Source organism: Pseudomonas sp. NPDC087690 (assembly GCF_044743175.1).
Lineage (GTDB): Bacteria > Pseudomonadota > Gammaproteobacteria > Pseudomonadales > Pseudomonadaceae > Aquipseudomonas.
Window position 1 is genome coordinate 1 of sequence record NZ_JBIUVX010000017.1, and the last position, 11,852, is coordinate 11,852.

Genomic DNA, 11,852 nt, shown 5'->3' on the forward strand with positions numbered 1-11,852 from the left:
AAATGTGAGGCTGCAGGGCATCGTGTGCGTAAGGCAGCGGCGGCAATTCGAAAGCCATGATGATTCTCCTAATCAGGTCTGTTGCGGTGAGCGCAAGGCCGATCACGGGCGGCCAGAAATGCACCGGCGAGTTTTTACTCTTTGCGGCGCAGGGTTTCGATCATAGCACTGGGGTTGCGCCATAACCACGCAACAACTGTGTGGGATAGAGGTTCAAGGGGATGCCCTCACTAAATGACGGATCGCGTTGGAACTGTGATCGTGCCAAGCAAGGCGCGGGACGAAGAGGATGCTTTTTGCCTCTTCGAGTCCTGCAACGCCGCTTGGCACGATCACAGCTCCAACCCGAAGGGCCGCCGCCCCGTAAAGCGCAATCCGTCGTTGTTCGTCGCTCATTTGGCCCGCCAAACCACGCTCCTCACGCCTAGTCTTGCGCTTTACGGGGCGGCGGCGCGACCGTCATTTAGTGAGGGCATCCCCTTAGCTGTTTGGAATAAATCAGCTCGCGATTATCAACTGCCCCGCGACCGTGAACATCATCAACGCCACCACCAGATCAAGGATCCGCCAGGTACTTGGCCGTGCCAGCCACGGCGCCAACCAGGCAGCGCCCAACGCCAAGGTGAAAAACCACAACAGCGAAGCACTCGCAGCACCGACCACATAAGCGCCCGGTACCGATTGCTGCGCGCCGAGCGAACCGATGAGCAACACCGTATCCAGATAAACGTGCGGGTTGAGCAGTGTCACTGCCAGCGCACTGAGCATCACCGCGCGCAGCGAGCGCACGGTCTGGTTTTCACCTTGACCCATGCTTTGTTTCGAACAAGCTCGGCGCAGCGCCTGGCTGCCGTACCAGATCAAAAATGTCGCGCCGCCCCAGCGGGCAACCGCCAACAACGTCGGATTCTGCGCCAGGATCGTCGCCAGCCCGAACACGCCAGCGGCGACCAGCAGCGCATCGCACACCACGCACAGCGCCGCTACCGGCAAATGGTGTTCACGGCGCAGGCTTTGCGCCAATACAAAGGCGTTCTGCGTACCGATCGCCATGATCAGCCCGAACGCCACCAGCAATCCGTTCACATAGCTTTGCCACATAAGATTCACTCCGCGTTGGCTGCCAGATCGCGCAGCACCTGCATGGCGCGTTCGGCGTCGGTCTGACCGACAAACAAATGGTCGTGGTAATAGCCGGCGATCACGTTGCAACTGATCCCGGCCTTGCCCAATGCCGTGGCGAAGGCGGCGGTGAGGCCAACGGCTTCCAGCGCCGAATGCACGTTGAGGGTGATCCACGCGGCCACGTAGTCGAAGCTGAAACCGGCCTGTTCGGCGTGGGAACGTTCGAGAATCACCGTCAAGCCTTCCTCTTCGCGGAAGCTGCCGATGATTTGCACACCGCTCGGCAATTGGCCGACGGGCAGGGTGCAGAACACGTATTCGCCGGCGTTGAGTTGTGGGCTCATGCTGCGCAACAGGGTCGTGAGTGAGGTTTCGCCAGCCATTGCAGTGTTCCTTGAGAAAGAGTGCTTGCTGGCTATTCTCCGATCGAAACCTGTATAAGAAAAACCAATAGTGCTGATCGCTCATTAGGAAAACTGATGTTCGACTACAAATTGCTTTCCGCTCTGGCCGCCGTGGTCGAGCAGGCCGGGTTCGAACGGGCCGCGCAGGTGCTGGGTTTGTCACAATCGGCGATCTCACAGCGGATCAAACTGCTCGAAGCACGGGTCGGCCAACCGGTGCTGGTGCGCGGTACGCCGCCGTCGCCAACCGAGATTGGCCGGCGGCTGCTTAACCACGTGCAGCAGGTGCGTTTGCTTGAGCGCGACTTGCAGACCCTGGTCCCAGCCCTGGATGAAGAGGGTTTGCCGGAGCGCCTGCGCATTGCGCTTAACGCTGACAGCCTCGCCACATGGTGGGCACAAGCGGTGGGCGACTTCTGCGCCGAACAACATTTGTTGCTCGATCTGATCGTCGAAGACCAGACCGTCGGCCTCAAACGCATGCGCGCAGGAGAAGTGGCCGCGTGCCTTTGTGCCAGTGAACGACCGGTGGCCGGCGCGCGGAGTGTGCTGCTCGGCGCGATGCGTTATCGCGCACTGGCCAGCCCGGTATTCATCGAACGGCATTTCCCGAATGGCGTGCGTGCCGAGCAGTTGCCGCGCACCCCGGCGCTGGTGTTCGGCCCGGACGACTTCCTCCAGCATCGCTACCTCGCATCGCTAGGGGTCGATGGTGGTTTCGAACACCATTTATGCCCGTCCTCGGAAGGTTTTATCCGCCTGACCGAAGCCGGACTCGGCTGGGGCCTGGTACCGGAACTGCAAGTGCGCGAGCAGTTGCAACGCGGCGAATTGCGCGAACTGTTGCCAGATAAACCGATCGACGTGCCGTTGTACTGGCATCATTGGCGCAATGGCGGTCAGTTGCTGGGCTTGCTGACCGAGCAATTGGTGCGCGCTTCAGCGCAATGGCTGGTGCCTTGGAAACAGCCATGAGCGTCAAGCTGCAGCGGCAAGTCTAGCGCCGCTCACCGTTTTAAACTTGCAGCTCGAAGCTTGAAGCTCGCAGCTGGTTTCATTGGAGCTTTACATGAAAATTCTGGTCACCGGCGCAAGCGGCTTCATTGGCGGACGCTTTGCGCGTTTCGCCCTGGAGCAGGGCCTGGATGTGCGGGTCAACGGTCGCCGGGCCGAAAGTGTTGAGCACCTGGTGCGCCGAGGTGCCGAGTTTGTACCTGGCGATCTGACCGATCCTGATTTAGTGCGCGAACTGTGTTCCGACGTCGAAGCCGTGGTGCATTGCGCTGGTGCCGTCGGACTGTGGGGCCGTTATCAGGACTTTCTTCAGGGCAACGTGCAGGTCACCGAAAACGTCGTTGAAGCCTGCCTCAAGCAGCGCGTCCGCCGCTTGGTGCATCTTTCGTCGCCATCGATCTACTTTGACGGCCGCGATCATTTGGGCCTGACCGAAGAGCAAGTGCCCAAGCGCTTCAAACATCACTACGCTGCGACCAAATACCTGGCTGAGCAAAAGGTCTTCGGCGCGCAGGAGTTCGGTCTTGAAACCATCGCCCTGCGCCCGCGCTTCGTCACCGGTGCCGGTGACATGAGCATCTTCCCGCGTCTGCTCAGGATGCAGCGCAAGGGCCGTCTGGCGATCATCGGCAATGGCCTCAACAAGGTCGATTTCACCAGCGTGCAGAACCTCAACGAAGCCATGCTCAGCAGTCTGCTGGCCGCCGGCTCCGCGTTGGGCAAGGCCTACAACATCAGCAACGGTGCGCCGGTGCCGCTGTGGGATGTGGTCAATTACGTGATGCGCAGGATGGAAGTCCCACAGGTCACCAAGTACCGTTCCTATGGTCTGGCCTACAGTGTCGCGGCGCTCAACGAAGGTGTATGCAAACTCTGGCCGGGCCGGCCGGAACCGACGCTGTCGCGCCTGGGCATGCAGGTGATGAAAAAAAATTTCACCCTCGACATCAGTCGCGCCCGGCATTATCTGGACTACGATCCGAAAGTCAGCCTGTGGTCGGCGCTGGATGAGTTCTGCGCCTGGTGGAAAGCGCAGGAGATTCACTGAAACTCGTTGAAACGAATCGGCCAGCCGGCAATGAACCGCACCGCAGGTTGAGGGTCAATGCCTGCGGCTGCGCCGGTTATACTTCGCAGCATTTAGCCATTACCGCGTTTCACAAAGGTTGCCTCAATGTCCATGCGTAATGATGCCCACGACGATTTCGATGATGTCCCGAGCCTGCGTGCCGATACCTTCGACGACGATGACATTCCGACCACCGCGCGCACTTCCGTGCATTCGCGTACACCGCCTGTGGTCAAGGTCAAGGCGGCGAGCACCGGGCCATTGTGGGCACTGGTCGGTGCCTTGTTTTTCGCCTTTATCGGCCTGGCATGGTGGAGTTTCCAGCAGATTTCACTGATGGAGCAGCAACTGGTTGCGACCCAGGAAAGTTTTGCCCGCATCAGCGAAGAGGCGGCCGGACGCCTGCAGGATATTTCCGGCAAGGTGGTGGCCAGTCAGAGCAACGTCACCAGCGACAGCGAAGCCTTGAAGCTGCAGATCAAACAACTTGAAGGCAAGTTGCTCGATCAGAGCAAGGAGCAGCAGGGCGTGGCCGGTCAGGCCAGCGATCTCGACAAGCGTCTGGCACAGATGAGCGCGCAGACCACCGAGCAGCAGAACGCCAATACCCAGTTGCAGGCGCAGGTCAAAGCCTTGACCGCAGAGCTGGCGACGGTGAAAAGCACCCCGGCCGATACCAGTAAGGTCGACGCCCAGCTCAAGGCTTTCGACGCGCAATTCAAGAGCCTCGGCGCTGACATTGCCGCACTGAAAAAACAGGGCAATCCAGGCGCGGCCATCGACCGTCTGGAGCAGGACATCGTTGTCCTCAAAAGCCAGCAGGACAATCGTCCGGCAACGCCTCAGGGGGGCGCCACCAATACTGCTGAGTTTGATGCGTTTCGCGCTCAGATGACTCGCAACCTCAACACCTTGCAGGCGCAGATCCAGAACCTGCAGCAGCAAATCAACGCGCGTCCCTGAACGTCGGCAGCGGTGGTGAAGGATTCTCTCGCCACCGCAACTCCCGACACTTTCAGAAACCCTCTGAATATCCATGCATCAGCCCAAGCCGTCTACGCTCTTGAAACACCAACAAGAACGAGGGATGCGTCATGGGGTTTGTGCATAAATTCGCCTGTCTCTGTTTGCTGTTATTGGCCAGCCTCGGCCAGGCCAGCGCCGCCACCAAAGACGACAGCCAGGCCGCCATCGCCCTGCTGGAAAAAGCGCTGGCCTATTACCAGGACAACGGCGACAAGGCATTTGCCGCCTTCAGCCGCCAGGGCGAATTTGTCGACAAGGATCGTTATGTGTTCGTGGTCGACACCAAAGGTGTGATGCTCGCCAGCGGTGGGCCTTCTTCGGCCCTGATTGGCCGCGATGTCAGCGAAGTGCTCGGGCCGGATTTGCAGAAAGCGTTCAAGCAAGCCTTGATGGTGCCGGAAGGCAACGGTATTCAGCAGGCTGAATACCGTTGGCAGAACTGGGCCGATGGCAAGGTCGAGCGCAAGCACGTGTTCTATCAGCGCATCGGTCAGCGCATTCTGGCGGTCGGTTACTACTTGCCGCGGGCTTCGGCCGAGCAGGCCAAAAACCTGCTGGATAAGGCGTCGGCTGATCTGGGCAAAGACGAGAAAGGCACGCTGACGGCGATCAATTCGCTCAAGGGTGGCTACCTGCAGGACGACTTGTATGTATTCGTGGTCGACCTGAACACCCAGCGCTACGTCGCCCACGGTACCAACCTGCGCCTGATCAATACCGACTTCGGCAAGATCAGTGACCCGGAAGGCAAACCGGTGGGTGAGCCGATTCTGGCGCTTATCGGCAAGCAGGATGAGGGTGAATATGAATACCGCTGGAAGAACCCCGTGACCGGCAAGGTCGAAGACAAACATGCCTACTTGAAGAAGGTCGGCCATTTCCTCGTGGCGGTGGGTTACTACAGTCCTTGAATCCCAGCGCTGATCGTTCCCACGCTCCGCGTGGGAACGCCTCAATGGACGCTCTGCGTTCGGCTTTGGATGGGACGCAGAGCGTCCCGGGCTGCATTCCCACGCCGAGCGTGGGAACGATCGTGTGAAAGGATTATTTGGCGCCGTGCTCACGCCCGCGCAGCAAGTTGTTCGGCATCGCAATCGCCGCCGCCAACCCGAGCAACGACACCGCCGCGCTTACCCACAACAAATGCCGGAACGTGACCAGCAACTCCGCGCGCAAGGCGTTTTGCGCATCCCCCGGTGCCGCGCTCAGACCATCGAGCAACACATTGCCGCTATGCCCTTCGCTCATCAGCGAACTGCTCGCCAGATGGGCGAAATTCGAATCCTGCAGCAGCGCCAGCAGCAGCGCCGACATCAACGCCACGCCCACCGCGCCGCCCAGTGAGCGGAACAGGTTGGTGGTGCTGGTCGCTACGCCGATGTCGCGTTGCTCCACCGAGTTCTGTGTGCCGACCAGCGAAGTCGGGAACTGCATGCCGCTGGAAATACCGCAGAGCAACATGAACAGTGCGCTGAGCAATGTCGCTTCTGGCGGGCTGAAGGCCATGCCGAGAATCGAGATCGGCATCAGCACCGCGCCAGTCAGGATTTGTGGCTTGTAACGCCCGGTGATCGACGTGCGCCGGCCGGCGAAAAATGCGCCAATCGGCAGGCCCATGGCCAATGGCAGCAAGTGCAACGCTGCGCTGTCGGCGCCGGCACCGGTGACCGTCTGAAAGCGCAGCGGCATCAGCACGATCAGCGAAATCGCCTGGAAACTGGTGAAGAAAATCGTGCACCAGCACAGCAACGCATTGCGGTTGGCGAACAGATGCATCGGCAGCAATGGTTCCCGTGCCCGACGCTCATGCCAGACAAACACCGCCAGCACCACCACCGCGCAAGCGAACAAGCCGAGCACTTCGCTGCTGCGCCAGGAATGGCCTTGGCCGACTTGAGTAATGCCCAAGAGCAGCGCGGTCAGGCCGATGATCATCAACAGCGTGCCGAGGTAGTCGATGATCGGTTTGCGTTGCGGAATCGGCAGCCCGCGCAGGTTGCGCCGCGCCACCCACCAGGCACCGAGACCCAGTGGCAGGTTGATCAGAAACACCCAGCGCCACGACAGGTATTCGGTCATGTAACCACCCAGCACCGGGCCGGCGACGCTGGCCACCGCGTACATGCTGCTGAAGTAACCCTGATAACGGCCGCGTTCACGCGGCGGAACGATGTCGCCAATGATCGCCTGGCTTACCGAAATCATCCCGCCAGCGCCGATGCCCTGAAGGATCCGCGCCAGCACCAGTTGCTCCATGCTTTGCGCCATGCCGCAGAACAGCGAAGCGAGGGTGAACAGGCCCATGCCGAACAGCATAAGTTTGCGCCGTCCGTACAAGTCGCCGAGCTTGCCGTAGATCGGCACGGCCACGGTCATCGCCACCATGTACCCGGAAATCACCCAGGCCAGCAGGCTGACATCCTTGAACTGGGCGGAAATGGCCGGCATCGACACGGCGACGATGGTCTGATCCAGCGCACCGAGAAAGATCGCCATCATCAGCGCGACCAGCACGCTGCGAATGGCCGGTTTGGGCGTTTCGGGGTGATTGAGATTGGTCACGGGCAAAACCTGCGGGCAGTGAGAGTCCCGCAGATCGTCTGGCGAGCGGGGATGCTCGCCAGTGTAAGTCGGTAGCAGGCTATTCGATAGCCTCATAAGGAAGTCCGACGTAATTTTCTGCAATGGTTTTTCGCCCCGCTTCTGAACTGACAAAATAGTCCAGTTCCGAGGCGCTGATGCGCTGGCTGAACGCATCGTGATCGTCGAAGCGGTGCAGCATCGAGGTCATCCACCAGGAAAAGCGCTCGGCTTTCCACACCCGGCGCAGGCAGATTTCCGAGTATTTATCCAACAGGTCGGTGCGACCGTCGCGGTAGACCTTCAACAGAATATTGAACAGCGTGCTGACGTCGCTGGCCGCCAGATTCAAACCCTTGGCGCCGGTGGGCGGCACGATGTGCGCGGCGTCGCCAACCAGAAACATCCGCCCGTACTGCATCGGCTCGACGACAAAACTGCGCAGCGGCGCGATGCTTTTTTCGATCGATGGCCCGGTGACCAATTTTTCCGCAAGCTGCGCAGGCAGGCGGTTTTTCAGCTCGTCCCAGAAACGCTGATCGCTCCAGTCATCGACGTTTTCATCCGCCGGCACTTGCAGGTAATAGCGGGTGCGCGTCGCCGAACGCATGCTGCACAAGGCAAAGCCGCGCTCATGTCGGGCGTAGACCAGTTCCTCATGCACCGGCGGCGTATCGGCCAGAATGCCCAGCCAGCCAAACGGATATACCCGCTCGAACACTTTCAGACAATCGTCCGGAATCGACTGGCGAGCCACACCGTGGAAACCGTCGCACCCGGCGATGTAGTCGCAATCGACGCGCCATGTTTCGCCGTCCTTTTCGAAGGTGACAAAAACTTCGTCGCTTTTCATGCCATGAGGAACGACATTGCTCGCGGAATAAATCGTTGTTGCTCCGGCCTCCCGACGAGCGGCCATCAGGTCGCGGGTGACTTCGGTCTGGCCGTAGATCATCACGGTCTTGCCGCCGGTCAGCCCGTGAAGGTCGATGTGCACCTGACGTCCGTTCAGCGCCAGATCGAAACCGCCATGCACCAGCCCTTCGGCGTCCATGCGCTGACTCACGCCAGCCTGACGCAACAGCTCTACCATGCCTTGTTCAAGTACGCCGGCACGGATGCGCCCGAGCACATAGTCAGGGGTTTGACGTTCGAGGATGAGGGTGTCGATGCCGGCGTTGTGCAGCAACTGGCCGAGCAGTAGACCGGACGGACCGGCGCCGATGATGACGACTTGGGTTTTCAGCGTTTTCATTGTTTTTATGACTCGCAAGCTTCACGCGGCAAATGCCGGCGAATGTTTTTATGGATCGAGTGCTTGCATTTTTCCCTCGCGGGTCTGTCAATTGAAGGTGAAAACTGAGCCGATACCTGTACATTCTGCCAATTGGTGCGATTATCGCCCCACAACCCCGAGGCTGGATTGAAGTGATGAACAAGCCTGAGCTGTCCTCGATTCCGGTGTTCAAGCTCTACGGTGAAAGCCTGGACTGGCCGACCCCTGACTTGCTGCACTGTGAAACCATTTCCTCACGCAGCCGCGAACATCAATGGGAAATCAAACCCCACCGCCACGCTGATTTGTGCCAGTTGCTCTTCGTCTTCAAAGGTCAGGCAGAGCTTGAGATCGAAGGTCAGCGCACGCAACTCCAAACACCCGCGATTCAAGTCCTGCCGCCGTTGTCGGTGCATGGCTTTCGTTTTTCCGAAGACGTTGAAGGCTTTATCGTTACCCTCGCCACGCCGCTGATCAGCCACTTGCAGGCGCAATTGGGCGAATCGGTGCAGGCACTGGCCTGCGCGGAAAGTTACCCGGCCGGACAGGACGGCGATTATCTGAACAGTCTGTTCATGGCGTTGCAGGCTGAATACAACGGCCATCAACCGGCGCGGGAAATGCTCATGCATTCGCTGGTCAGCGTGATCATGGTCTGGGTCAGTCGCCAAGCCATCGTGCGCCACAAGGCCAGTCAGCGCCCGCAGCGCCAGCGCGAATACCTCAACGGTTTTATACAGTTGGTAGAAGAGACCTATCGCCAGCATGTGAAGGTCGAGGATCTGGCGCATCGCCTGGGCATTTCGGTATCGCACCTCAACGGCACGTGCCGTGAACTGGCGGGGCAGCCGGCGTTGCAGATCATGCATGAACGTCAGTTACTGGAAGCCAAGCGTTTGCTGACCTACACCAGCATGACCATTTACGAGATGTCGGAGTTGTTGGGATTTTCCGATCCGACCAACTTCACGCGCCTGTTTCGGCGCCGGGTGGGGATATCGCCAAAGGCGTTCCGCGACCGCCTCAAGGCCGAACAGTAGTCCATTGACACCGCAGCCCCCTGTAGGAGTGAGCCTGCTCGCGATAGCGGTGTATCAGTCAAATCTATCTGACTGACACACCGCTATCGCGAGCAGGCTCACTCCTGCAAGGTCAGCGCAACGCGTTAAGCGTGGCGTTATGCGGAATGCAGCGCTCGAAATTGCAGCTCGCGTATTCGCGGGGCAGCTGTCGCAGTTGTTCGACCCGCCAGGCAGCGGTGCCGTACAGCGCCAGCGTGGCGGCGCAGGTGATGAAAATCGCGAAGTACCTTCTTGTTTTGATGTTCATGGCGTAGACCTCTGAACGCATACCCTGCGGTATTACTTTCAGCATAGAACAAGATCAAAAGATCGCAGCCTTCGGCAGCTCCTACACCGATCCATGTAGGAGCTGCCAAAGGCTGCGATCTTTTGACTTTTAAAATCCCACGTCCCATTGCGGATTTTCAGGAAAGCGCTCTACCAGAAAATCCAGCATGCTGCGCAGCGCCGCCGGCATGTGTTTGCGCGAGGCGTAGACCGCGTAGATGTTCAACTGCCGCGGCTCGGCATGGGGTAGCAGGCGCACCAGTTCACCGCTGTGAATATGCACCCCGGCCTGATAGGTCGGCAGCATTGCCACCCCGGCGCCAGCCAGCGTTGCACGCAACAACGTGCTGGCTTCGTTGGCGCTGATGTTGCCCTGCACCGGCACCGAAACCGGTTTGCCATCCTCTTCGAAATGCCACAGGCTTTTGCCGAAATACGAGTGAGTCAGACAGTTGTGCCGGCTCAGATCTTCTGCCCGTAAAGGCATCGGCTGTTCTTGCAGATAAGCCGGGGCAGCGCAGACAACTGAGCGACAAACGGTCAGGCGCCGGGCGATCAGGTTTGGATCGAGATCATTGCTGGTGCGAATCGCCAGATCGATGCGTTCATCCACCAGGTTCACCGTGCGATCGAGCATTTGCATATCGATGCTCACCCCCGGATAGCGTTTTACATATGCGGCCATTGCATCGGCCAATTGTGCCTGACCGAACGAGGTGCTGACGCTGATGCGCAGAAGGCCGCGCGGCGTATCGTGGGGTTCGCTGACGGCAGCCTGCATGTCGCTCGACAGTTCGATCATCTGCCGGCAGCGCGGGAGAATTTCACTGCCGGCGGCGGTCAGGCTCAATTTACGCGTGGTGCGGTGCATCAACCGCGCGCCGACCCAGTCTTCCAGCTCCGCCAGATAACGCGAAACCACCGGTCGCGACAGGTCCAGGTGATCCGCTGCGGCTGACTGGCTGCCCAGATCCATCACGGTGACAAAGACCCGCATTGCTTGGAGACGATCCATGATTTGCCCGCTTTCAGAAACAAACTATGTTCAAGCATCGCATTTTTTGTACCGAGCCAGGCAACTAAGCTCTGTTCCATCGCCAAGCAGGCATTCGGACACCGGAGCAACAGATGATCGGCTTCACCTTGATCAAACGCGTTTTACTCGCCAGCACTGCACTGGGTTTTGCAGCACATGCCGCCGCGGCCAACCTGACCCTCGATGTCTACAACCCTGGCACTGATGCGATATTCCCGGTCACGTCGGTGCTGGTCAGCGGCGAGAAGGACGCAATCCTCGTTGATGCGCAATTCGGCAAATCCCAGGCCGAGCAAGTCGTGGAAAAGATCCGCGCCAGCGGCAAGCACCTGACCACCATTTACATCAGCCATGGTGACCCGGATTACTACTTCGGCCTCGACACCCTGACCCAGGCGTTTCCTGACGCCAAGGTGCTGGCCTCGCAGCCAACGGTCGATCACATCAACAAAACCGTCGCCGGCAAACTGGCTTTCTGGGGCCCGAAAATGGGCGCCGACGTACCAGCAAAGACCATCGTGCCGGGTGTGCTCAAGGGCGACAGCCTGATGCTCGAAGGGCAGAAATTGCAGGTGGTCGGCCTTGACGGCAAGCAACCGGATCGCAGTTTCGTATGGATTCCTTCGCTCAAAGCCGTGGTCGGTGGTGTGGTGGTCGCCGAGAACATCCATGTGTGGATGGCCGACACCCAAACCGCGCAATCCCACGCCGACTGGCTGCAAACCCTGCACTCGATCGAAACCCTGAAGCCGAACACCGTGGTGCCGGGTCACTACCTCGGTGACAGCAGCCGTTCGCTGATCAGCGTGAAATTCACCGCCGACTACATTAAGGCTTTCGATCAGGAAACCGCCAAGGCCAAAGACTCTGCCGCACTGATTGCAGCGATGAAAAAACGCTACCCGAAACTGGGTGAGGAAAGCTCGCTGGAACTGAGCGCGAAAGTCGCCAAGGGCGAAATGCAGTGGTAAGC

The 11,852-nt window shown here is 59.3% G+C and carries 12 protein-coding genes; 6 read left to right on the forward strand and 6 right to left on the reverse strand.

The window, feature by feature from the left end:
* Positions 1-498: 498 nt before the first annotated feature.
* Both ACIPIZ_RS17155 and ACIPIZ_RS17160 read right to left on the reverse strand, forming a co-directional pair.
* The gene (locus ACIPIZ_RS17155) at positions 499-1,101 is read right to left on the reverse strand and encodes a LysE/ArgO family amino acid transporter (protein WP_064391898.1); all 603 of its coding nucleotides are present in this window, start codon (positions 1,099-1,101) and stop codon (positions 499-501) included.
* A gap of 5 nt (positions 1,102-1,106) precedes the next feature.
* Positions 1,107-1,508: an ACT domain-containing protein gene (locus ACIPIZ_RS17160; RefSeq protein WP_401166234.1), complete on the reverse strand. Its 402-nt coding sequence runs from the start codon at positions 1,506-1,508 to the stop codon at positions 1,107-1,109.
* 96 nt (positions 1,509-1,604) lie between these two features.
* Here ACIPIZ_RS17160 and ACIPIZ_RS17165 point away from each other — a divergent pair, with 96 nt between their 5' ends.
* From ACIPIZ_RS17165 to ACIPIZ_RS17180, 4 genes are all read left to right on the forward strand, one after another.
* On the forward strand, positions 1,605-2,504 hold the full coding sequence (locus tag ACIPIZ_RS17165) for a LysR family transcriptional regulator ArgP (protein WP_064391895.1): 900 nt from the start codon (positions 1,605-1,607) through the stop codon (positions 2,502-2,504).
* 94 nt (positions 2,505-2,598) lie between these two features.
* The gene (locus ACIPIZ_RS17170; protein WP_064391892.1) at positions 2,599-3,591 is read left to right on the forward strand and encodes an NAD(P)-dependent oxidoreductase; all 993 of its coding nucleotides are present in this window, start codon (positions 2,599-2,601) and stop codon (positions 3,589-3,591) included.
* A 126-nt stretch (positions 3,592-3,717) separates the two neighbouring features.
* On the forward strand, positions 3,718-4,575 hold the full coding sequence (locus ACIPIZ_RS17175) for an ATPase (RefSeq protein ID WP_064391890.1): 858 nt from the start codon (positions 3,718-3,720) through the stop codon (positions 4,573-4,575).
* A 131-nt stretch (positions 4,576-4,706) separates the two neighbouring features.
* On the forward strand, positions 4,707-5,549 hold the full coding sequence (locus ACIPIZ_RS17180) for a cache domain-containing protein (RefSeq protein WP_401166238.1): 843 nt from the start codon (positions 4,707-4,709) through the stop codon (positions 5,547-5,549).
* Positions 5,550-5,682: 133 nt separating this feature from the next.
* Here the strand turns inward: ACIPIZ_RS17180 and ACIPIZ_RS17185 are convergent, their stop codons facing one another.
* Entirely contained in the window at positions 5,683-7,200 is a 1,518-nt protein-coding gene (locus tag ACIPIZ_RS17185; protein WP_253482079.1) for an MDR family MFS transporter, read from the reverse strand.
* Between the two features lie 79 nt (positions 7,201-7,279).
* Positions 7,280-8,473 (reverse strand): 4-hydroxybenzoate 3-monooxygenase, encoded by a 1,194-nt coding sequence (gene pobA / locus ACIPIZ_RS17190; protein WP_401166242.1) that lies wholly within the window; start codon positions 8,471-8,473, stop codon positions 7,280-7,282.
* A 176-nt stretch (positions 8,474-8,649) separates the two neighbouring features.
* On the opposite strand from pobA, the gene ACIPIZ_RS17195 reads away from it, so the two are divergent.
* Positions 8,650-9,534 carry a helix-turn-helix domain-containing protein gene (locus ACIPIZ_RS17195; protein WP_064391883.1) on the forward strand — a complete coding sequence of 295 codons (885 nt, stop codon included), beginning with the start codon at positions 8,650-8,652 and terminating at the stop codon, positions 9,532-9,534.
* A 112-nt stretch (positions 9,535-9,646) separates the two neighbouring features.
* On the opposite strand, the gene ACIPIZ_RS17200 is transcribed toward ACIPIZ_RS17195, so the two are convergent.
* Both ACIPIZ_RS17200 and ACIPIZ_RS17205 read right to left on the reverse strand, forming a co-directional pair.
* A complete protein-coding gene (locus ACIPIZ_RS17200; protein WP_008085463.1) occupies positions 9,647-9,823 on the reverse strand; it encodes a hypothetical protein in 177 nt (58 codons plus the stop codon).
* 129 nt (positions 9,824-9,952) lie between these two features.
* Entirely contained in the window at positions 9,953-10,858 is a 906-nt protein-coding gene (locus tag ACIPIZ_RS17205; protein WP_401166245.1) for a LysR family transcriptional regulator, read from the reverse strand.
* A 113-nt stretch (positions 10,859-10,971) separates the two neighbouring features.
* Between ACIPIZ_RS17205 and ACIPIZ_RS17210 the strand changes: the two genes are divergently transcribed.
* Positions 10,972-11,850 carry an MBL fold metallo-hydrolase gene (locus ACIPIZ_RS17210; RefSeq protein WP_401166248.1) on the forward strand — a complete coding sequence of 293 codons (879 nt, stop codon included), beginning with the start codon at positions 10,972-10,974 and terminating at the stop codon, positions 11,848-11,850.
* The last annotated feature ends 2 nt before the right edge of the window (positions 11,851-11,852 follow it).